13 protein-coding genes are annotated in these 21953 nt (G+C 58.5%); 4 read left to right on the top strand and 9 right to left on the bottom strand.

Features of this window, described 5'->3' with window-relative positions; translation table 11 throughout:
• Positions 1 to 131: 131 nt before the first annotated feature.
• From EDB95_RS09420 to EDB95_RS09405, 4 genes are all read right to left on the bottom strand, one after another.
• Positions 132 to 1673 (bottom strand): RagB/SusD family nutrient uptake outer membrane protein, encoded by a 1542-nt coding sequence (locus EDB95_RS09420; RefSeq protein ID WP_133992952.1) that lies wholly within the window; start codon positions 1671 to 1673, stop codon positions 132 to 134.
• 10 nt (positions 1674 to 1683) lie between these two features.
• Positions 1684 to 4962 carry a SusC/RagA family TonB-linked outer membrane protein gene (locus EDB95_RS09415; RefSeq protein ID WP_162852533.1) on the bottom strand — a complete coding sequence of 1093 codons (3279 nt, stop codon included), beginning with the start codon at positions 4960 to 4962 and terminating at the stop codon, positions 1684 to 1686.
• 304 nt (positions 4963 to 5266) lie between these two features.
• Positions 5267 to 5824, bottom strand: a complete 558-nt coding sequence (locus EDB95_RS09410; protein ID WP_162852532.1) for an RNA polymerase sigma-70 factor — start codon at positions 5822 to 5824, stop codon at positions 5267 to 5269.
• Positions 5825 to 5846: 22 nt separating this feature from the next.
• Positions 5847 to 6992, bottom strand: coding sequence for a FecR family protein (locus tag EDB95_RS09405; protein ID WP_133992946.1), 1146 nt, complete (start codon positions 6990 to 6992; stop codon positions 5847 to 5849).
• 75 nt (positions 6993 to 7067) lie between these two features.
• Here EDB95_RS09405 and EDB95_RS09400 point away from each other — a divergent pair, with 75 nt between their 5' ends.
• Positions 7068 to 8615 (top strand): M20/M25/M40 family metallo-hydrolase, encoded by a 1548-nt coding sequence (locus tag EDB95_RS09400; protein WP_133992944.1) that lies wholly within the window; start codon positions 7068 to 7070, stop codon positions 8613 to 8615.
• A 182-nt stretch (positions 8616 to 8797) separates the two neighbouring features.
• Here EDB95_RS09400 and EDB95_RS09395 read toward each other — a convergent pair whose 3' ends face one another.
• A complete protein-coding gene (locus EDB95_RS09395; protein WP_133992943.1) occupies positions 8798 to 9895 on the bottom strand; it encodes an AI-2E family transporter in 1098 nt (365 codons plus the stop codon).
• 84 nt (positions 9896 to 9979) lie between these two features.
• Here EDB95_RS09395 and EDB95_RS09390 point away from each other — a divergent pair, with 84 nt between their 5' ends.
• A complete protein-coding gene (locus tag EDB95_RS09390) occupies positions 9980 to 13750 on the top strand; it encodes a hypothetical protein (RefSeq protein ID WP_133992941.1) in 3771 nt (1256 codons plus the stop codon).
• Here the strand turns inward: EDB95_RS09390 and EDB95_RS09385 are convergent.
• Together EDB95_RS09385 and EDB95_RS09380 are read right to left on the bottom strand one after the other, a co-directional pair.
• A complete protein-coding gene (locus EDB95_RS09385) occupies positions 13716 to 15104 on the bottom strand; it encodes a porin family protein (protein ID WP_133992939.1) in 1389 nt (462 codons plus the stop codon). The genes EDB95_RS09390 and EDB95_RS09385 overlap by 35 nt on opposite strands.
• Before the next feature lie 118 nt (positions 15105 to 15222).
• Complete coding sequence (locus tag EDB95_RS09380; protein ID WP_133992937.1) at positions 15223 to 15978, bottom strand: MBL fold metallo-hydrolase; 756 nt, start codon at positions 15976 to 15978, stop codon at positions 15223 to 15225.
• A gap of 73 nt (positions 15979 to 16051) precedes the next feature.
• Here EDB95_RS09380 and EDB95_RS09375 point away from each other — a divergent pair, with 73 nt between their 5' ends.
• The gene (locus tag EDB95_RS09375; RefSeq protein ID WP_133992935.1) at positions 16052 to 18967 is read left to right on the top strand and encodes an FAD-binding and (Fe-S)-binding domain-containing protein; all 2916 of its coding nucleotides are present in this window, start codon (positions 16052 to 16054) and stop codon (positions 18965 to 18967) included.
• On the opposite strand, the gene EDB95_RS09370 is transcribed toward EDB95_RS09375, so the two are convergent.
• Complete coding sequence (locus EDB95_RS09370; protein WP_133992933.1) at positions 18956 to 19726, bottom strand: hypothetical protein; 771 nt, start codon at positions 19724 to 19726, stop codon at positions 18956 to 18958. The genes EDB95_RS09375 and EDB95_RS09370 overlap by 12 nt on opposite strands.
• A 96-nt stretch (positions 19727 to 19822) precedes the next feature.
• Between EDB95_RS09370 and EDB95_RS09365 the strand changes: the two genes are divergently transcribed.
• Positions 19823 to 20389, top strand: coding sequence for a Crp/Fnr family transcriptional regulator (locus tag EDB95_RS09365; protein ID WP_133992931.1), 567 nt, complete (start codon positions 19823 to 19825; stop codon positions 20387 to 20389).
• Between the two features lie 23 nt (positions 20390 to 20412).
• Here the strand turns inward: EDB95_RS09365 and EDB95_RS09360 are convergent, their stop codons facing one another.
• Positions 20413 to 21903, bottom strand: coding sequence for an alpha-L-fucosidase (locus EDB95_RS09360; protein ID WP_133992929.1), 1491 nt, complete (start codon positions 21901 to 21903; stop codon positions 20413 to 20415).
• Positions 21904 to 21953 lie beyond the last annotated feature (50 nt).

Below are 21953 nucleotides of genomic sequence, written 5' to 3'. Positions count from 1 at the left end.
TAATTAACAGGACGTTGGGTTTTCAAAAGTGTTCGCTTCCGGACGAATTCTGTCCGGTTGTGTACAAAAATAGGGCGCCCGGAGGCGCCCTTTCTGTGTAAGGAGGCAGAGGTACGGCAAAACGCTTCGACTTATTGCCACGCAGGGTTCTGCACCATCTTTGGATTGGCATCAAGCTCCGCCTGGGGTATGGGAAAGTAATCGAACTTCCCGGGCACATAGAACTGCGCCCCTGGCTTGTCGGTGTTGGCCATGGCCGTTTGCAACAGACCCCAACGCCGGAGGTCATAAAAGCGGTAGCCTTCCCGGGCAAATTCGATCATCCGCTGGTGCTGGATCTCCGCCATCATCTGGGCCTGGGTATACCCGGCGGGAAGGTCGGCTAAAGAGGCGCGTTCGCGGATCGCGTTGAGGTCCGTATACGCATTCTGCGGCCGGCCCTGCATCGTGACGGCCTCGGCGTGGAACAACAATACATCGGCATACCGGTAAGCGCGTTCGTCGATGCTGGACGTATAATTGCCTCCGTTAGAGCCGGTGACCTCGTTGGACTGGCCGTAATTCTGGTATTTTTTGATCCGGGAAGAAAATCCGAATTCGGTGGGGAAAAAAGTGGAAATCGGCAATTGATAAAACTGCGTCACACCGCCCCCCGTGGCCGATTCACTTTGCCACACCAGGGTTTCCACCATCCGGGGGTCAAAGTTCCCCGCGGTCGTTTTCTCTTTTTGGAATTCGTTGTACAGTTTGTCGGTGGGGTACAGCTCGAACCAGCCGGACACCTGGGCCGGGGCGAATTCCTGCGCCGTCGTCAGCCCCAGGGACTCGTTGGCGCCGGAGGTCCAGGGGTTGGTGCCCCCGACGTCGGCCACCTGGATTTCAAAAACCGACTCGGCGTTGTTCCCATGGGCGACGTCGAAGTTGTCTGCAAAAACGGGCATGAGGCTGTACTGTCCGCTCATGATCTTTGTCAGCGTGGCTTCGGCGTCGGCCCAGTCGTTCTGGTAGATATAAGACTTCCCCAAATAGGCGATGGCGGCGCCCTGGGTGGCACGTCCCACCCACTGAGACGGATAGGAGGTGGGCAGGACCGCGGCGGCCGCGATGAAGTCACTGTCGATTTGTTTCCAGACGTCCGCCTGGGGCGACTTGGCCACATAATAATCGGACTGGGTCACGGGCACGGTCAGGTGCAGAGGGACATCACCAAAGTTTGATGCAAGGAAAAAGTAAAACACCCCGCGAAGGAACCGTGCCTCTCCGATCAGTTGCCCCTGGGTGGTGGGGTCGATGCTGCTGATGCCGGGGGTATACGCGATGATCTGGTTGGCGCTAAAGATCCCCTGGTAACAACAATTCCAAAGGGCGTCGACGACCCCGTTGTCGGGGGCATTGGTAAAGGTCGACAGCTTGTACAAGTCGGCCACGTCGTTACGGATAAAGAAGTCGTCCCCGCGGCCGTTGGTCAGCTCGGTGCCCCGCACGGACCAGATCCCGCTGTTGTTGGTGCTCCTTAGGGAATTGTAGGTCGCGGCCATGGCACTCAGAACGTCGTTCTCGGTCTTCCAGAACGTGCCGGTGGTGATCTGGTTGGGGTTTTGAAGGTTCAGTGTCGATTTGGAGCAACTGCCCGCCAGTAACACGACGGCTGCGGCAAGAAATATTTTTTGCATACACTCTTTTTTAGAATGACAATTGAATTCCCAGCGTCAAAGTCCGCGCGAGCGGGTAGTTGGCAAAGCTGAAGTCAACACCCCGGTCAAGGATGGATCCTGTATTGTTGATGATGTTCCCGGAACGGCCCAGGTCGGGGTTGAAACCGGAATACTTCGTCACGGTGAACAGGTTGTCGGCGCCCGCATACACCCGGAAGGTGTTGATGGAGGCGCGTTGCAAAAAGCCCGGGCTGATGTTGTAGCCGACCTGGAGGGTCTTGCACCGGAGGTAAGACCCGTTTTCCAGGAAGCGGTCGGATACCCGTCCGTTATAGTTGGGGTCGTCGATCACCGCCCTGGGGAAATCGGTATGGTGCGTCGGTGTCCAGGCATTGAGCGTGGCCTTGGAATAGTTCATTTCCAGGTTCATCCCATCCAGGTCCATCCGGAAGCCGTTGTAGATCTTGTTGCCATAAGTGCCCTGGAAATACACCGCAAAATCAAAACCTTTCCAGGCCAGGTTGGCCCCCAGGCCATAGGCGAATTTCGGGTTGGGGCTGCCGGCGTACACCTTGTCACCGTCGGAAATCACGCCGTCCCCGTTGGCGTCTACGAATTTGATGTCACCGGGCTGGGCATTCGGCTGGATGAGGTTGCCTGCCTTGTCCGTATAGGCATTGATCTCCGCCTGTGAATTAAAGATCCCCGCGGTCTTGATCAGGTAAAAGGCGCCGACCTCTCCCCCAACTTGGGTGGTCGTGGTACCTTCCCCGTGCAGGGTGGGCTGCCCGCCGATGATTTGCTGGGTTCCCGTGCCTAAGGCGAGGACTTTGTTTTTGTTCGTGGCAAAAGTACCGTAGACGTTGTACTTGAAAGCCCCCACGTTGCCGTTGTAGGACAGCGCCAGCTCGATCCCCTTATTCATGATGGACCCGGCGTTGACATAAGGATTCGACGTCGACCCGGCTGAACCCGGGATGGGTACCTGTAACAACAGGTCGGACGTTTTTTTATAGTAATAGTCGGCGGTCAGGCTGAGGCGGTTGTTCAGGAAGGTCATGTCCGTCCCCACGTCCGACGTCTTGGAGGTCTCCCATTTAATGTTGGGATCCGCGAACGCCTGCTGGATGGCGCCGGTCCAGCGGGTGGGTGTCGAACCGCTGACGTAGTCCACGTTGGAAGCGATGGCGGCTAAGTACTGGTAGTTCCCCACTTCCTGGTTGCCCAACACCCCATAGCTGCCCCGGACCTTCCAGGACGTGATCATCGAACGGAGGCTGCTAAAAAACGACTCGTTGGAAATGTTCCAACCGACGGCCAGGGAAGGAAAGTTACCATACCGGTTCGACGGGCTGAACCGGGAGGAACCATCCCTCCTGAAGCTGGCGGTCAATAAGTAGCGCTGGTCGTATGTATATATGACCCGTCCGAGCCAGGAGAGGAGCGTGTTTTCGTTGGCATTGCCCCCGTTGCTCCGGGCGCCCGCCGCGGCGTCGATCTGTTCGACCCCGTCGGGTAACCCGTTGGCGGAAGCGGAAAGCGTCTGGTATTTCTCGTCCTGGTAGCTGTAGCCGGCAAGGGCCTGAATATTGTGTTTGCCGAACTCCCGGTTAAAGTTCAGCGTATGTTCCAGGAGCAACAGCTTGTCCGTGCTCCTGGAATCGGTGATGTTATTCGTCGGGTTGCTAAACAAAGTGCCGACCTGGTAGCGCTGTGTATAGTTGGTGTTGTGGACGTCGTTGCTGGTATACCCGAGGTTGACCTTGTAATAAAGGCCTTTGATGATATCGACCTGGGCGTAAGTGTTCACCAGGACGTCGCTGGCGTCCTGGGTCACGTGTTCCAGGTGCAACTGGGCCACGGGGTTTTCGACATTCACGACCGGGCCATAAGGGCCACCATAGCCGCCCACGTCCGCCGTATCATAGATCTTAAAGACCGGGATGGACTTCGGCGCCGAGCCCACGGGATTCCCCCCCTGGCCACCCCAGCTGCCGGGCAACTGGTTCCAGTTCTCCTGTGAAAAGATCAGCGTTTCGCCGATCTTGAAGCGTCCCTTGGTCGTTTCCGATTTGGCACGGAAATTATACCGGTAATAACCCGTTTGGTCCACGATCCCCTGTTGGTTGATATAGCCCCCGGAAACGCTGTACACGCTCCCCTTGGCGCCGCCGCTGATGTTCAGCTCGTAGTTCTGGATGGGCGCCGTATGGTAGATCGCGCCCTGCCAGTCGGTCCCCGCACCCAGCGAATCGGGATTGTCTGCAATCGCCAGCCTTGGCAAACCTGCATTGTCGTGGGCGGCGTTGCTCACGTTTGCCCACTGTTCGGCGTTGAGCACGCTCAGCTTTTTGACCACCTGCTGCACCCCGACATACGCATTGAACGAAAGCGCCGTTTTCCCGGAAGTCCCGCTCTTGGTCGTCACCAGCACCACCCCGTTCGCCGCCCTCGACCCATAGATCGCCGCGGCGGACGCGTCCTTCAACACGGAGATGCTGGCAATATCGTCCGGGGCCAGGTTGCTGATGCTCGATACGTAGACCCCGTCCACGATATACAACGGATCGGTATAGTTAAAGGTGCCGACCCCCCGGACAAGGATCCGCATGCCCGAACCGGGGTCGCCCCCGGCCGATTCGACTTCCACACCGGCCATCTTGCCCTGGAGCGCCTTGTCCACGGAGGTGACCCCCGCGGTTTTCAGGTCGCCCGCCTTTACCGACGCCACAGCCCCCGTCAGGTCCCCCTTGTTGACCGTGCCATACCCGATGACGACGATGTCGTTCAGCGCGGTTTTGCTGTCGTCGTGTAAAGTGACGTTCAGGAATCCGCCCTCCCCTGCCGGGACCTCCTGCTGGGCATAACCCACATAGGAGAAAACGAGCACGGCGTCCGGATCCGTCACGGTTAGCGAAAAGCTCCCGTCCTCTGCGGTAAGGGTTCCGTTCTTTTTGCCTTTTTCCTGCACCGTCACGTTGCCCAGGGGTTCCTTCCGGTCGTTGACGACCTTTCCCTTTACCACGACCGAATTTCCCGGTGCTTCTTTTTGGTAAATAATGACCAGGTTTTTATCCTGCCGCTTGTATCCAAGAGAGGTATTGATCAACAACTCGTCCATGACCGTCGCCAGGTCCTGCTGCCGGATATCGATGTTGAGCTTTTTGTCCGGAAGGATATCGTCATTGTACAGGAAATGAACCGACGTCTGCTGCTCGATCTGCTTAAAAGCGGCCCTATAGGAATTGTTTTTTAACCTGAGCGTGATGTTCTCCTGTGACAGCCCCTTGTTCGCAAACGATTGCATAGAAAGGGCCAAAATAAGAAGAATGGTTAATTTCAACATAATCAAGCATTTAACAAGCGGAATAGCCGTAGCCTTCCCCATCATTTTTTCCATAACTTTGATTGGTTTGTTGATAAAAAGGAGCGCCTTACAGGGGCTGTTTCTTTACACGAACTCGGGGAATGTTAGCGCATTCCCCTTTTTTATGTCGTCGGGAGACGTCAGGTTTGACATTTCATAAGCATCGTTTGGTATGAGCAATCGTTTCCTTATCCATAAGACAGGGAAAAGATTTATGCTCCCCAACGGGTGTGAAAATATTTTTCTAGTGCTGATACTTCCGCGCAAGTGCGGTCAGTTTACGGAAAGCGATATTGAGGTGACGGTCCACCGTATTTTCCGCAATACCCATGATCGACGCGACCTCTTTATAGGTAAGGCCCTCCTCCCGGACGAGCTTATAGGCCATCTGGCATTGAGGGGGCAGGGACCGGATCATCGTCTCGATCTGCCGCCTCCATTCCTCTTTCAGCAGGATTTCTTCCGGATTATATAAGTCCAGGTCATGCCCGACCTCGACATTGTCCAGGTCCCAGCTCGTATACCGGTGGTGTTGCTCCAGGTAGTTCAGGGCCGCGTTCCGGATCGCGGTAAACAGGTACACGCGCAGGGAGCGGATCTCCGGCAGGCGCTCGCGCTGTATCCACAGCCGCATCATGACGTCGGAAACGACTTCCTCCGAGGCCTCGTGCGCCTTCAGCATGCTGTAGGCAAAACGATACAGGTCCTTATAGAACAGCAGGAAGAGCTGCTTGTACGCTTGCTCGGAATGCTCATAAGTAATTCTCTCGGTCAGTCGCTGTATGTCAGGCAGTCCCGTCACAAAATCAAAATAGCAAAATATTCTAGTAAATAATAACTTCTTTGTTCCCGATGATGGTATAATTAAACCGGCCGGTCAGCTTCAGCGCCTCCATCACCTCCTGTAGTCCCTGGTCCTCAAAAACCCCGGTGAACCGGAGCGTCCGCAACCGCTCGTTTCGAATCCTCACTTCCACGTTGTACCAGCGCTCGATGTCACCCGCCACCACGTCCAGCGTTTCCGACTCAAAGGCCAGCTTGTTCTCCACCCAAAGGGTTTCGATGGCGCTGCTGTCCCCCACCTGCGGGTGGCCGACCCCCAGGGAAACGGTGTCTGTCTTCTTGTTGGGCGCCTCATTGTTGTCCGTGGACACGCTCAGCTTCTGGTTCGGCTTCAGGAGGATCTTCCGCTGGTTCCGGATGGTGACCTCGATCGACCCGTGGAGGAGCAGGGTCTCCACCTTTTTCTCCCTCGGATAAGAACGGACGTCAAAACGCGTACCCAGGACATGGATCTCCACCGGCCCCGCGTGGAGGACAAAAGGCCGGGCTGCGTCCTTGGTGACGTCGAAAAAGGCTTCCCCCGTGAGGAACACCTCCCGTTTGGTCCCCTTAAAGTTATCAGGATAGCTGATCCGGCTGTCGGCATTCAGCCAAACCAGGCTGCCATCCGGGAGGGAAATACGCGAACGGGAGCCCTTGCGGGTGGCGATTTCGCTTTTCGGCGGGGTGTCTGCGCAGGTTTTGCAGGTGTTGTCGCGCAGCGCCCACCACACGCCCGTGCCCAGGAGGAGCGCGGTGACGACCGCGGCGTACCACCGGACGCGGGAGCGCGCCGCGTACTGCCGCGCTTGGGAGCGCGCCGGGGGCCCCCAGGCGTCTCCGCCCTGGGCGGCCTCCGCGGCTCCATCAAAAGTGTCTATCATAGGCTCAGCCGGGGCTTCTGCGAAAGGCTCCCCCGGCGGAGCCTCCGTAAAATGCCCCGCCAACTGCATCTTTACAAAATGCGCCGCATACGCCTGCTGGGCGGCCAGCCGGTCCGCCTCGTCCGGGTCCGGGCGCCGGCGCACAAAAAGCGACGTATAGATCCGCTTCCATTCCGGGTTTTCCTCCAGCTCCGCCCTTTCCTCCGGGGTTGCCTCCCCCGAAAGCGCTCTCCCCGCCAAATAAAAAAATCGGTCGTCGGTCATAACTACTCATAAGACAGGTCTGGAAGGCCAACTCCCCAATGGTGCCCCTTCAAAATTTTTTATTAGATTCACCCTATGAGAACACTGCTTGTCCTTCTACTCTTATCTCCCCTGGCGCTTTTTGCGCAGGAAACCGTCGATACCGCTACCTTCCGGATGATCCGCGAGGCCGAAACCGCAGACTCCCACATCCCCGATATAGCCTTCCACATTACGGATGTGGCGGGCGCCCGCCTGACCAATTCCCCCGGCTTTTTCCGGGCAGCCCGCTGGGCGGCAGCCACGATGAAGGGATGGGGCTTACAAAACACGGCCCTGGAACCCTGGGGAACGTATGGACGGGGATGGGAGATCCGGAATTTCAATATATCGATGCGTGCCCCTTATCAAGGCTACGTCTTAGGCTACCCCCTCCCCTGGAGCACCAATACCCCCGGGGAAATCCACGCCCCTGTATACACGCTCTCGATGGGCCATTTGGTGGATTCAGCATGGATGGAGCAACACCGGGCCGACCTGAAGGGTAAGATCCTCCTGGTGGCCGGGTCGCAGGACAAACACCAACCCGACGATACCGCCGCCTTTTCGACCCGTCTGACCGACAAGGAGCTCGCCGACATGCACGATGAGTATATGATCACCCGTCCACAGATCGACGGCTTTTTGAATTTCCTCCGCGCGCGCGACAAGGCCAGGTACCGCGCCAAGTCCTTCGGCGCCGTCGCCATCGTGTACGCATACGGTCAGGGCCGGGACGGGACCATAGAAATCGACGACTTTTTTGGCTATAAACTCGACGAGCCCGCCTACCTCCCAGAGGCCTCCATTTCATCGGAGGACGGCTTCAAGATCAAGCGTCTGCTCGCCGCCGGTATTCCCGTAGAGCTCAACCTGAATATAGACGGTCATTTCAACACCGACGACACCAAGGGCTACAACGTGATCGGAGAGATCCCCGGCACCGACCCCACCCTCAAGGCCCAGGTCGTCATGCTCGGCGGTCACCTCGACTCCTGGGCCGCCGCCACCGGCGCTACCGACAACGGTGCCGGATGTATCGTCATGATGGAAGCTGTTCGACTCCTCGATTCGCTCCACCTCCGCCCCAAACGCACCATCCGCATCGCCCTCTGGAGCGGCGAGGAACAAGGCCTCCTTGGCTCGTACAACTATGTCCTCAACCACTTTGGCAACGCCCAAACCGGCAACCTCAAGCCCGAGCAGTCTTTGGTATCCGCCTATTTCAACCTCGACAACGGCACCGGCCGTATCCGCGGCATCTTTGCCCAGGGCAATGCCGCCGTCAAGCCCATCTTCGAAGCCTGGCTCGCCCCCTTCCAGGACCTCGGCGCCTCCACCGTGTCGATGCACAACACCGGCTCCACCGACCACCTCGGTTTCGACTGGGTTGGCATCCCCGGGTTCCAGTTTATCCAGGATCCCCTGGACTATGAGTCCAAGACCCACCATACCAACATGGATACGTACGACTATCTCCGGATGGAGGATCTTAAACAGGCGGCGATTATTGTCGCGTCGTTTGTTTATCAGGCGGCCAGCCGCGCGGAGATGTTGCCGCGCAAGGCGCCCGTCAAGGAGCAGTTTGTGTTCGACGGGCTGTAGCCTCGCGCAAAAAATAAGGCCAAGGGTCTTGCCCCTGGCCTCAGGCGCTCTTCCGCGCCACAGTTATCGAATGAAAAATCCTGGTTAGGCGATACTAACGGGACGTTTCCATGAATAAGCTGCTTGTTTCATGAATACCTCCTTTTGTTTGGTGAACGGTAGACCTCAAGGTACGAAAAAAATCAGGACGCCGGTCGCGCGGGCTTCAGGGGCCGCTCCGGCCGCTTTTCAAGCCAGGAAGTAAACAAGGTGTAAAATACACTCACGATGATCGCGCCCTTGAACATCCCGGTAAACCCCCAGGACGCCAGGCCGCCGATCACGCCGATAAAAAGGACCAGGAAGGGGATCCGCCCCCCGCTTTTGGCGATCAGCACGGGTTTGAGCAAGGCGTCTACCACCAGCAGACCGATGCCGTAAATGATCAGGAAGACCGTCGTCCCCGGGTGGCCTTGTGTCGCCGACCAGATGACGAGGGGTACCCAGACGATCAATGGGCCGAGTTGTAATAGTACAAGGAAAAAAACGAGCGCCGACAGCATGATCGCAAACCCGATCCCTGCTATGGTCAAACCGACCCAGGAAAGGATCGCGGCGATAAACGCCGTCCCCATCACGCCGATGGACACGCTTTTGATGGCCTGGTTGGTGGCCCGAAGCAAAGACAAGCCGTCCCTTCGGCCGAGGAGACGCGTCAGGGCGCTTTTGATGGGGTCGAGGGCCTTTTCTCCCGATGCCAGGAAGAAGGCCGACACCACGATCCCCGTGATGCACTGGAAGATCGTCCCCAGCATCCCCGCCCCGCTGGTCAGGATGCGGCGCAGGGCGCCCCTCAATTGTTCACTATGCGATGCAATCACGTCCTTCGGGCTGTCCTGCAGTTCCTGCCAGAAGCTCGAAAGCTCGTCGCCGACATAAGGCAGGCGCTGGATCCAGTGCGGCAAGGGGGGAAGACCGTTCTCCTTGATCTGTTCGATCCACACGATGGCATCCTTGACGTGACTTCTCAAGGCGGCGATGATGTACATAAACGGCAAGGCCACGATACCCAGGAGGAGGAGCGAATAGATCACGGCCGCTATCTTCCGCCGGTTGCCTAACAGGCGAACCATGGCTTCAAACGGGCCCGCAAAGGACACGGAAAAGATCAGCGCAAAGGTCAGGACACCGAAAAAAGCCCTGAGTACGTCATACAAGGCCCACATCAGGGCCAGGAGGAGCAGCAAGACCAGAATCGACTCAATAGCACTACGTGAACCTCCCTGAAGATATTTGTCCATAACCTACAGGTTGTTTCTAAAGTTAAGCTAAATTTATAGTTCCTGGATCGCCTCCGGCGGTCCGCCCGAAGGGCAAACACAATTATGAGACGCGTCTACCTGGTGATCTTTCTGCCGCTACTCCTCCTGGCGGTGGGTGTCGGCCTGGTTTGGTTCCTTCTTGTCTATCGCAGCAAAGACAGCCTCAGGTATCTCGTCGACAAGGAATCGAAAGGGCGGTATGTCTTTGACGCCAGGAGCGTCCACGTTTCATTTCGACACCACAGCATCCAGTTGGAAGACGCCGTTTTGTATTGCCGGGACACCCTGAACACCGACGCCTGGTACAACGTGCGCATCCCGAAAATCTACCTGTCCATTACCTCCTGGAAAACCCTCCTTCTCCAGAAAAAACTCATCGTCGACAGCCTCTCCATCTACCGGCCGGACATCGACCTGCACGTATACAAAACCCTTCCCCGCAAAACCCACGCCGACTTCCGCGCATCGGACATCCTGGATTATCTTGACAAGGCCCTCGTTCATTTCAATGTCCACGCTTTTTCGCTGCAAGGAGCATCCTTTACCTACCGGGACCCCAACCACCTCCAACCCCTGCACGGGGACAACATCAACCTGTCCGTGTCCAACTTTACGGGCGTCAATAACGTGGACAGCCACCTGCTCGGGTCGGACAAGGTAGCCCTCTTCATGGGCCCCCAGCACTGGACCTTTGCCGGCGGCAAAAACGAGATCGACTTCGCGAGCCTCCGGTTCAACAGCAGGGGGCAGCGTTTCGAGCTGGATTCCTTTACCTTCCGGCAGCACTCCGATACAAGCCGCGATATCGTCCTGACGGCCGACCAGTTTTTTTTCAACTCCCGCCACCTGCCCGCCATCTATCAGAAGGAAGAGCTGCTGCTCGACACCGTGACCGTTGTCAACCCGGTACTTTCCCTACCCGCCTATAACGGGCAAAAGCCCCCCAAAGACACGCTGGGTCAGCTTCGATATAAAAACAGCCTGTTCAAACACATCAACGTCCGTTTTATCGATGTCATCGACGGGGCGCTGGCGTTCCAGGGCAAACAACAGTCCAGCGCTTCCACACAAAAGGTCAACCTGAGCGTCTTCAACCTCGACATCAACCCGCTCCACGACCCCACCCTGGTCACCGACAGCGTCCGGATCAAGCTTGATTCCATCAGCTTCCTTACCAAGGATGGTCTTTACAAACTCTCCATCGGCCACTTTACCATCCACGGGGAAGACGCCGTATTCCGGGATGTCGTCTACGCCCCCACCCTCCCCGGACGGTCCGATAAGGACGTTCGCTTCCAGGCGCCCGCGCTGGTGCTCCGCCACATCAGCCTCGGCGACTTGCTGCAGCGGCACATTCGCGCCTCCGGCGCGGAGCTGGAGGAGCCGAGTATTTCTATGGAGGATCGGGGTGGGGTGGCGCTTGGCGCGGCGGCCATGGGCAGCGCCCCGGCGGCTGCGGCTTCGGCGCCCCGCAGCCCAGGCGGCTCACCGACGGCTGCGGCCCTTTCAGACCGCGGTCCGGGCGGCGCGCTCAAGGGCGCTTCGGCTCCGCGCAGCCCGGCGGGCGGCGGGGCCCCTCATGGCCCGGCGGGCGCCTCCGCCCCGCTTGCTCCTCCTTCGGACGCCAAGCTGGCGCTCTTTTATAAGACGCTGCACAACGTCAGCGAACTCATTGACGTCGCCGACTTCCGGATTACCCGCGGCTCCGCCCACTACCGGTCGGCCGGCCGCATGGAGGGGAACGTCACCGGTCTCAGCACCCACATCCTGCTCAACCAGTTTTTCATCAGCGACAGCCTCGTCGACATCAAACACGCCATCCCTGAGTGGCAGATCGGCGACATGAACCTGTCGTCGGCTACATTTTCGGTCACCGTACACGGCTACCGATTCGATGGCCTCCGGCAACTCAGCACAGGCGATCACGCCCGCTTCACCACGACATCCGGCCTGGATATACAGGCGAACAACATCCGATGGAAAGTTTTGGACTGGGACGCTTACCAAAGGACGAGGGCTATCCGGTTTGATTCCCTGCACATCGAAACACTGATCGTGCGGGACAGCAGCGCCAGCGGGGCCCGAGGCCAGGCCCCGGGTGCGGCCCCGGCCGGCGCCCCCGGCGCTCCGCGCGCGTTGCCCGACCTCCATGTCGGCAGGCTTCGCATCGACCGCATCGTGGTACGAAAGCCCTCCGGCCGGACACCCATATACACCACCATCCAACCCATCGACCTCAGCGGGCTCCGTTCGGAAGGACGCTTCCTCGCCTGGGACCATGCGCGACTTCGTTTTACCGGTCTTAGCGCCGGTTCGCTGGTCCATGTGGGGGCAGGATCTTTTGACGCCGATGAAGGGATCGTCCTGTCCGGGTTGCGCCTGCAAACACCGGCGCTTTTAGCAAGTCTCCCCGACATTCACCTGGATATGCGATGTCACTCCACCGACTTTAGCCACTTGTCGGCCAGCGTTCTTCGTTTTGAGCAGGGAACGCTCCGGTATACCTACACAGGCCTGAAGGACACGCTCCGGGTCCAGGCTGCCGTCGGCGGCCAGATGACGGATGTTCACCTCGCGGAAGGTGTTGTTACCGCCAGTATCCACCTGTTGTGGGATAACGGCACACTCGCGTATCACCAAGGCCACCAACTGGTGACGGCAGAAAGTTTGTCGGGTATCTTTCACCATGACACCATGCACCTGTACAAGGGTATGCCCCTCCGCTGGCAAACATTATTGAGTGACGTCACCCTGCAAGACGGAAGCGTCGTGTACACCAGCCCGCAAATCCGCGCAAGCGCCGCGCACCTCTCCTGGGCTGCCGCAGACCGTCGTTTGTCCCTGGATGTCTTCTCGCTCCTGCCCCGGCTCAGCCAGGCCGAAACCTTTGCCAAAGCCCGCTGGCAAGGCGACTACGTAACCGTGAGGGGACAAGCCGTGACCTTGAACGGGATCCGGTTTCCCGAACCTGGCGGGGATTCCACCTACCGGGTCCGATCCATAGTGGTCAGCGGAGCCACGGTGTCCGCCGTCAGGGACAAAAACATTCCGTTCCGTCACGGCATCGAAAAACCGATGCCTACCCGGCTCCTCGAAAAGCTTAAGGTTCCCTTGAGCGTGGATACCGTGCTGCTGCAACACGACAGCGTCACGTACCACGAGCGCTCCGCTTCCACCGGGCAGTGGAGCACCATTCCCATCGATGATATCCATGGGGTGGTGACGCACTTGCGCAGTGGGGGCGGCCGCGGCGATTCCGGCGGCGCCCGCGGCGATTTTGGCGGCGCCCGCGGCGATGGCGGCGGCCGGCGCGATTCCGGCGGCGACACCCTTCGCCTGGAGGCCAGCGGCAGCCTCCTGGGCGGCCGCATCCATCATTTTTCCTACCGGGAAGCCTATGGCGATTCGCTTTCCTTTTTTACAGCCTCTGTCACCTCGGGACCAATGGACCTTACCCGTTTTTCCGTGGTATCCGTGCCCGCAGCCGCGGTGCAGATCAATGGGGGACGAGTCGATACGGTTTTTGCATGGTGGAGGGGTAACAAATACGCCGCCTATGGTACGATGCATTTTTACTACAAAGGGCTGACCGTTAGCCTGCTCAATAAACGCGGCTGGCGCAGGCGTGCGGTATCCTTGCTGATCAACCTGCTTTTGCCCGGCACCAATACATCACCTGCTCCCATCTATATCGAAAGGGACCGGGAAAAATTCGTGTTTAATTATTGGGTAAAGACGCAGACCAGCGGGTTATTGGCAACAGTAGGTCTGAAGAAAGGACGAAAGTACCGCGACGCGGTCAAAACAGCGACCGGTTCCGGAAAACATACGTAACCGTCAACATCACGCTCCGGGTATGGATGCGCGTATCTCCCAGCGCGATGTTCCGGGCACCCAGGTCAAATTCCGTGCTGATGACGAAGTTCCTGTCCATGAGCAACCCGGCCGTTCCGTCTACCCCGTAGTCCATCCGGCGAAGGTTTGCCCCGGCCCCGCTGCCAAAGGTCATATCGGTATTGATTCCCTTGAGCGTAAAGGTTCCGTTTGCCGCGTAGGCCGCATAGGGCCCCATCCCTACAAAAAAGCGCCTTTGCATCCAATCCGTATGATACACGAGGTCGGGCGCCGTATGAAAATAGGACACATGGATATTGACGGGTTGCCCGCTCACTACGGCCTGATACCCTTGGTAGGCGTACTGGGCCTTGGGCCGCAGGGATAATTTCTTTTTCAGGGGCACATCGGCAAAGACGCCTAAAGTAAGCCCGGTCAGCGTCCGTCCCCCGATTTTTCCCGCAGCTCCCGAGGCGGAAGCGCCCGACCAGTTTAGCCCTGCCATCCCCCCAAATCGGATGCCGTCAGGGTTCATCAGCAGGTTCCGGATGGTGTCGCGAAAGAAGGGCGTCCCGGTTCTGTCTACCGCAGACCGGGCAAATTCCCGGAGCGTCGGCGCTGACGGCGCCGCCAGTGCGGCGAGTGTGAGGCGGGATTCAGGCGCGGAGGGCGCGGCAAACGGCGCCGTGGTGACAGACGGTGCGGTCAGGTCGGAGGCGAAAAGCTCGCTCGCGACAGTGGGATCCGGCGCAGCGGCAGAGGGCGCGGCAGCGGTAGAGGGCGCGGCAGGGGCGTCCAATGCGGCGGCAGCGGAAGGTGCGGCAGCGGAAGGTGCGGCAGCGGAAGGTGCGGTAGCGGAGGGCGCGGCAGCGGAAGGCACAGTGGCGGCGGAAGGCACAGTGGCGGCGGAAGGCACAGTGGCGGCGGAAGGCACAGTGGCGGCGGACGCGGTAGTGGTGGACGCGATGGCGGCGGGCGGTGCGGCAGCGGATGGCGCAGCGCCGAAGGCCGCGGCGGCCCCCGCCGAATCCCCACGCGCCGGCGCCTCCGGCGAAGCCTCCCGGCTCAGGGTGGAAGGCGCCGCAGGCACCGTCTCCCCCGGCTCGACAATCCCATGCAAAAGATCCTCAGACACAGCCTTTGTGCTACGGCGGCCTATCCGGGGGAGGGGGGGCCGGTGGTGGGCACGGTTAATAAGACCGGGTTCCGGGGTGATCAGTATGGGGGTGGTGAGCAGGGTGGTAATGGGAGCGTGCGTTATGTAGGCAGCGCCCGTCCGGGCACTGTAGTGTGGCACGGAGTCAAGGACGCCGAAGGAGATACAGAAGATAAGCAAAAGGACAACGTATCGCATACGTCTTCATTAGGGTATTTGGATTCCGAGGGTGCTGCACACGATAGGGCAGCCAGTAAATATACCAGTTTTTTCTAATCCATAACCATTAATTTTTCAAACAGGACGTTAATGCAGGTTACTTGCCCTGGGAGGAATACCAGCTCCTCAAACGCACATCGATAGAGGGGTCTCCCGCGGCCACAAGCGTTTTGAACCCGGCCACGTCGGCAAAGCCACCCTGTCCCCGGTAGTGGTAGGGGTATACGATCTTGGGTTTGAAGGCGAGGACGGCATCGGAAGCTTCTTTGATGTCCATCGTATAGGGAAGGTTCATACACACGAAGGCGACGTCGATGTTTTTGAGGGCGCGCATTTCGGGAATGCCTTGGGTGTCTCCGGAGATGTAGAGGTTGCGCGAACCGAGACGCAGTACGTAGCCGTTGCCACGGCCCTTGGTGTGCATGGCGGTGGGGCTTTCGGGCAGGTTGTACATGGGGATGGCGGTGATGCCGATGTCGAGCTTGCTGATGTTTTCCCCATTATTCAAAATGGTTGCGCGGGCCTTCAGGTCATCGGGGAGCAGCGCGGCTACCGCTTTGGGGACGATCAGTATGGTGGAGGGCTTGAGGATTGCCGCGAGGGCCTTGGCGTTGTAGTGATCGCCGTGGATGTCGGTGACGAGGATGAGGTCGGGGTCGTTCAGCCCGCTCAGGAGGCTGGCGTCGGCGGGGTCCACATAGATCGTCTTTCCTTTGTAGGTGAGCACCATCGTGGCGTGGTTGATGGGCTGGATGGTCAGTGCACCATTGAAAAGGACATCGGGTGCAATGCGTTGGGCGTTCGCGGTGCTAAAGAGGAGCGCGGCGGTCAGAACGAGGAGGGCGGCTTTCATGGCCGCTAAATTACAAAGGCGTCTCGTAGATAATTTCCATAATTTTAACCTCTATTTTGAAGATTTACTAGCAATGACGACGAAACTGAAGCAATTGGGTGAAGAGATGGAGGGTTTTGTGTATGACGACACTGCGATGCGGACCCTATACGCCACCGACGCCTCCGCTTACCGGGAAATGCCTTTGGCCGTAGCCATCCCCAAAACCGTAGCCGATATACACAAGCTTATTTCATTCGCCCGGACCGAAGGGGTTTCCCTGATCCCCCGTACGGCGGGTACTTCCCTGGCCGGACAGGTGGTGGGCTCCGGGATTGTCGTCGACGTGTCCAAAAACTTTACGCAGATCCTGGAACTGAATAAGGAAGAGCGCTGGGTACGGGTACAACCGGGGGTGATCCGCGACGAGCTGAATATGTTCCTCAAACCGCACGGCCTGTTTTTCGGACCGGAGACGTCCACCGCCAACAGGGCGATGATCGGCGGCATGGTGGGGAACAATTCCTGCGGTTCCAATTCGGTCGTCTATCGCAGTACGCGGGAGCACCTTTTGGAAGTCAAGGCCTTGCTCAGCGACGGGTCCGAGACCGTTTTCAAAGCCCTGGATATCGACGCCTTTCATGCCAAATGCGAAGGAGAAACCCTGGAGGCCAACATCTACCGGACGGTACGCCGGCTGCTCAGTCAAACCGATAACCAGGACGAGATTCGCCGGGAATTCCCCAAACCTTCGATCGAAAGAAGGAATACGGGGTATGCCCTGGACGTGTTGCTGAACACCGCGCCGTTTACCCTGGGCGGTCCTGACTTTAACTTTTGCAAACTCATTGCGGGCTCGGAAGGCACCCTTGCCTTTATCACCGAGATCAAGCTCAATGTCGTCCCGCTCCCTCCGGGGGAGGCGGGTGTTTTGTGCGTCCATTTCAATACCGTGGACGAGTCCCTGAGGGCGAACCTGATTGCGCTGAAGTACCACCCGACGGCCAGCGAGCTGATCGACCATTATATCCTGGAATGTACCAAGGGGAATATCGAACAAAGCAAAAACCGTTTTTTTGTCCAGGGTGATCCCGGGGCCATCTTGGTGGTGGAGCTGCGGGGGCACGACGTGGACGAAGTCCGCGCCCTGGCGGCAAAGGTGGAAGCGGATATGCGGGCGGAAGGGCTCGGTTTCCATTTCCCCCTGTTGCTCGGTGAGGATACCAAAAAAGTATGGAACCTGCGGAAAGCAGGGCTGGGTCTGCTGGGTAACATGCCCGGAGACAACAAGGCGGTCCCGGTCATCGAGGATACCGCGGTGGACGTCCAGGAGCTTCCCGAATACATCCGCGAGTTTAACGCGATCCTGAAAGGCTACGGTCTTTATTCGGTTCACTACGCCCACGCAGGCAGCGGGGAGATCCACCTCCGGCCCATCCTGAACCTCAAAACGGAGGAGGGCAACGCGATGTTCCGGACAATTGCCCAGGAAATCGCCACCCTTGTCAAAAAGTACAAGGGCTCCCTGAGCGGCGAACACGGTGACGGACGGCTAAGGGGCGAGTTCATCCGCCAGATGGTCGGGGAAAAGAACTACGCCTTGATCCGCGAGGTTAAAAAGACCTGGGACCCCCAGGGTATTTTCAACCCGGGCAAGATCGTGGATACCCCGCCCATGAACACGCATTTGCGGTATACGCCTGGGCAGCATACACCCACTTTTCCTACCATCTTCCGCTTTGAAGGCAACGACATCCTGCAATCCGCGGAACAATGCAACGGGTCGGGAGACTGCCGGAAAACGCAGCTGAGCGGGGGGACGATGTGCCCCTCCTACATGGCGACCCGGAGCGAAAAAGATACGACCCGCGCGCGTGCCAACATCCTGCGCGAGTTTCTGACGCGGTCCCCGAAGGCCAACCGGTACGATCATAAGGAAATTTACGAGGTCATGGACCTTTGCCTGAGCTGTAAGGGCTGTAAGTCGGAGTGCCCGTCGAACGTGGATGTCGCCAAACTCAAGGCCGAGTTCCTGCAACACTACTACGACGCCAACGGCGTGCCATTCCGGGCGAAGCTGATCGCGGAATTTTCCCGGTCCGCGGCCCTGGGCGCGATAGCGCCCGGTCTGTATAATTTTATGGTGACCAACCGGCTGACCGGGTCGCTGATCAAAAAGGTGTCGGGATTTGCGCAAAAAAGATCGATGCCCACACTGTATAAGACGACGCTGCGTGCGTGGTATGCGAAGCACCGGCGGGACACCGTGGCGCGGCGCAAGGTGTACCTGTTCTGCGACGAATTCACGAACTACAACGACACCGCCATTGGTATAAAGGCCATCCAGCTCCTGGAAAGGTTGGGTTATGAAGTCATCATCCCCGAACACCTGGAGAGCGGCCGCACCTGGCTGTCCAAAGGCCTGATCCGTAAGGCCAAGACCATCGCCCAGGAAAACATCCGCTTATTGAGCCCGCTCGTCACGGAGGAAACACCCCTGATCGGGATCGAGCCTTCCGCCATCCTCACCTTCAGGGATGAATACATAGACCTGGCGTCGGACGAGCAACTGGACACCGCCCGCACCCTTGCCCGGAATACCTTCTTTATCGACGACTTTATCGCCCGGGAGATCGACCGCGGGCATATCCGCAGCGAACAGTTCACGACGGGGACCCGGCAAATCAAATTACACGGGCACTGCCAGCAAAAGGCATTGACGTCCGTGGCGGGGTCGGTCAAGCTCCTGTCATTACCAAAGAACTACACCGTGTCAACGATCCCTTCCGGTTGTTGCGGCATGGCGGGATCCTTTGGGTACGAGCGGGAACACTACGACCTGTCCCAAAAGATCGGGGAACTGGTGTTGCTGCCGGCCGTGCGGAGCGCCGCCCCGGAGGTGCTCATCGCGGCCCCCGGCACCAGTTGCCGTCACCAGATCAAGGATGGGGCGGAGAAAAAAGCAATGCACCCCATCGAAATACTCTTCGACGCGCTGTTACAACCGTAAGGACAACCCCGCATCCAGGTCCACCGTGCACATGCTTTGCGTGATGTTCCGGGTTTGGTCGTATCCGATAATCGGACCGGCGGAGTTGGCAAAAGAATACAGCCCGGGAACGTTGAGCCCCTGGGTCGACTCGACCCATTCCGTTATGTTTTTGAACGTAGGCCGCAGGTAACAAAAAGCGGCATGAAGCGTGAAGGAAAAATGGGAGGTCAGCGGATAACGGATCCCCAACCTCGGCAAAATGGAGGGTGCCAGCGCGTGTGCCTTGTTCGCGCGGACGGTCTGGTAGTCCTGGCTGCCGGGGTACAGGACCGACTTCCGCAACCCGGTGGCGCTCAGGGCCGGCAGGACGGTATAGACACCGCCGACCGATACGCCCGCCTCGACAGAGAGCTTTGACGAAAGCGCTTTCCTATAATAAGCACCCACAAAAATCCCTCCTGCCTCCCACGATGTTTTGTCCACGGTATAGGTATACCCCGTATCCCGGCTTTTGGGATACGCCAGGTTCGCGTCTTCGTTCATCGGATTCAGCCGGGCCCTTAACCCCGCGGAAAACCCAAAGGGTCCCCCGTGCAACGGGTGTTGATAAGAGAGGTCCAATACGCCGCCAATCCGGGCGAGACCGGCACCTTCCTGCGCTCCGTTCTGGCTGGCAAAAGCACCCACCGGCTGCGAAGGGCCGATGGACAGCGTGATGGACTGGCCGTTGGTAGTAACTGCTGTACAAAAGGCGATCAGAAATAGGGTAAGTCTCATGGGATAAATGTACGACAGCCCTTTAACAAAACTATAAGCCCAACGAGCCCTCTTTTCGGCGACAAGCCATCGTTTTTTAGATACAAAGGCTGCCCCTTGAACGACTTTTTCAACACCATCAACGACATTGTGCCGCTGGCGAAAGAGGTACAGATGGCCCTGGCAAAGACGATCCGCATTCTTCGTCTGGAGCGGGGCCAGCCCTGGATCAGGGAAGGAGACAGCGCGCACCACCTGGCTTTTATTTCGGAAGGATACCTACGCAAATACCGTTTGCGCGAGGGGCGGGAGGTGACCGAAGGATTTTACTTCGACAATGCCTTTGCCGCCGACCTTCCACCCGTGCTCACCGGCAGACCTGTCCGCTGCAGCCTTGTGGCCATGGAGCGCACCGAATTGTTCCTGCTTCCCTACGCGGTGCTGGGTATGCTGGCCCGGGACCACCCGTCGATCGAACACTTGGTACGGACCCTCGTCGAACGGGATTTTATCGCGTGGTATTACCGTTATATGGAGTTGCTCACGACACCCCTGCCGGAGCGCTATGTCCAGTTTGTCCAGGATCATCCCCTGGTGCTTGAACGGGCGGAGGCCCGTCACGTGGCGACCTTTTTGGGGATGACGAACCAACAGTTCTCCAGGGCGAGGGCGGGGCACGCCTAGCGTACGACGCGCCGCGGCCGGGTTCACTCCGCGCCGGGCGCCGCGTATAAACCGAAAGCCGCGAGCGTCGGCTCCGTCCGGGAAGACAGGATGCGTAACCGCACTTCGCCGGCCGTCACGGAGGGAAAGCGCAGCAGGCGTTTGTACCCCACCGTGGTCCCCCGGGTGATTTCTTTCCAATCGTCTCCGTCTTTATATTCGAGCACAAAGGATTCTATCCGCTGCCCTACGGTGATCTCTTCCTGAAGAAGCAGGACGTTAAACGCGGTGGGCTTCGCCAGTGTAAACTGCAGCGTCGCCGTCGTATCGCCGGAGAGATAATACGTCTCGTACTTGTCGTCCAGCACGGCCGCCGCATGCTGCCCGCTGCTGGCGGTCACGTGTGCGTGCGCCGCAAGGTTGTGCGCAAAGATGGCGTTGCGCGCAAGCGCCCAGGCCCTCAGGCGGGTGACGTCGCTGTCGCTGATCAACCCATGGGTATTGGGCGGGATGTTCATCAGGAGGGTGCAGTTCCGGCCCACGGAGGAGAAATAAATGTCCATCAGCTTGTCGACGCTTTTCACCTCCGAATCCTGGTCCGCGTGGTAAAACCAACCCGGCCGGATGGATACGTCCGCCTCGGCCGGGTACCAGACCAGGCCTTGGGCGGCAAGGATCTTGTCGCGGCTCCCCAGGTCTTCAGCGGTCTTGTCTCCCGCAGGGGCGTAGGCCGCGTCTTTCTGGGAATTGTCGGCGATCTTCTTCAACATGTTGGCATCCGCGGGGATGACGCTCCATTCGGTTGTCCGTCCATAACCGGACTCTGTCCCCACCCAGCGAACGTCCGGTCCCATGATGGCGATGACGGCCGCGGGCTGGAGTTTCCTGATGAGTGCATACCAGGCATTGAAGTCATAGACCGGCTTCCGGCCGTTGGGGCCTTCGCCGTTGGCGCCGTCGAACCAGACTTCGTCCACGCGCCCGTAGTGGGTCAGGAGCTCGGTCAGCTGGTTCATGAAGTAGGTATTGTATTTTTCCGAGTCCCCATAGTCGGGATTGTTTCTGTCCCAGGGAGAGAGGTAAACGCCAAAACCCACCCCGTATTCGTGACAGGCGTCGGCCACCGCTTTCACAACGTCTCCCTTATAAGGGCTGTTCTTGACGGAATGTTCGGTATATGCACTGGGCCACAAACAAAACCCGTCGTGGTGTTTGGCAGTAATGATCAACTGTTTGAAACCCGCTTCCTTCAACACCCGCACCCACTGGCGCGCGTCCAGTTGATCGGGGTTGAATGTCCGGGGATCTTCCTTCCCGGTCCCCCACTCCCGGTTGGTAAACGTATTCATGCCGAAATGCGCAAACGCCGTCAGCTCCAGCTCCTGCCAGCGCAGTTGCCGGGGCGAAGGGACGACGTTCGCGGCCTTGCGGATAATGTCGGCCTTGCTGTCACCCGGTTGGATGAGGACGTGGTTGGACTGGGCAAAGACGCCCGTGGCGAGGAGGGCCAACGGGAGGATGAGACATTTTTTCATGCGACGAAGTTAAAGGAAGGCCCCCGAAAGGGCCCTCCCGATTTTCCAAA

This window comes from Dinghuibacter silviterrae (genome assembly GCF_004366355.1).
Taxonomy (GTDB): domain Bacteria; phylum Bacteroidota; class Bacteroidia; order Chitinophagales; family Chitinophagaceae; genus Dinghuibacter; species Dinghuibacter silviterrae.
The sequence above is the reverse complement of the archived record's forward strand: the minus strand, read 5'-3'. Positions and strand labels throughout refer to the sequence as shown.

Excerpts from the sequence above, each read along its gene's own strand:
- EDB95_RS09420 (WP_133992952.1), bottom strand. The coding sequence starts at position 1,673 with ATGCAAAAAATATTTCTTGCCGCAGCCGTCGTGTTACTGGCGGGCAGT.
- EDB95_RS09415 (WP_162852533.1), bottom strand. The coding sequence starts at position 4,962 with ATGCAATCGTTTGCGAACAAGGGGCTGTCACAGGAGAACATCACGCTC.
- EDB95_RS09405 (WP_133992946.1), bottom strand. The coding sequence starts at position 6,992 with ATGACCGACGACCGATTTTTTTATTTGGCGGGGAGAGCGCTTTCGGGG.
- EDB95_RS09400 (WP_133992944.1), top strand. The coding sequence starts at position 7,068 with ATGAGAACACTGCTTGTCCTTCTACTCTTATCTCCCCTGGCGCTTTTT.
- EDB95_RS09395 (WP_133992943.1), bottom strand. The coding sequence starts at position 9,895 with ATGGACAAATATCTTCAGGGAGGTTCACGTAGTGCTATTGAGTCGATT.
- EDB95_RS09390 (WP_133992941.1), top strand. The coding sequence starts at position 9,980 with ATGAGACGCGTCTACCTGGTGATCTTTCTGCCGCTACTCCTCCTGGCG.
- EDB95_RS09385 (WP_133992939.1), bottom strand. The coding sequence starts at position 15,104 with ATGCGATACGTTGTCCTTTTGCTTATCTTCTGTATCTCCTTCGGCGTC.
- EDB95_RS09380 (WP_133992937.1), bottom strand. The coding sequence starts at position 15,978 with ATGAAAGCCGCCCTCCTCGTTCTGACCGCCGCGCTCCTCTTTAGCACC.
- EDB95_RS09375 (WP_133992935.1), top strand. The coding sequence starts at position 16,052 with ATGACGACGAAACTGAAGCAATTGGGTGAAGAGATGGAGGGTTTTGTG.
- EDB95_RS09370 (WP_133992933.1), bottom strand. The coding sequence starts at position 19,726 with ATGAGACTTACCCTATTTCTGATCGCCTTTTGTACAGCAGTTACTACC.
- EDB95_RS09360 (WP_133992929.1), bottom strand. The coding sequence starts at position 21,903 with ATGAAAAAATGTCTCATCCTCCCGTTGGCCCTCCTCGCCACGGGCGTC.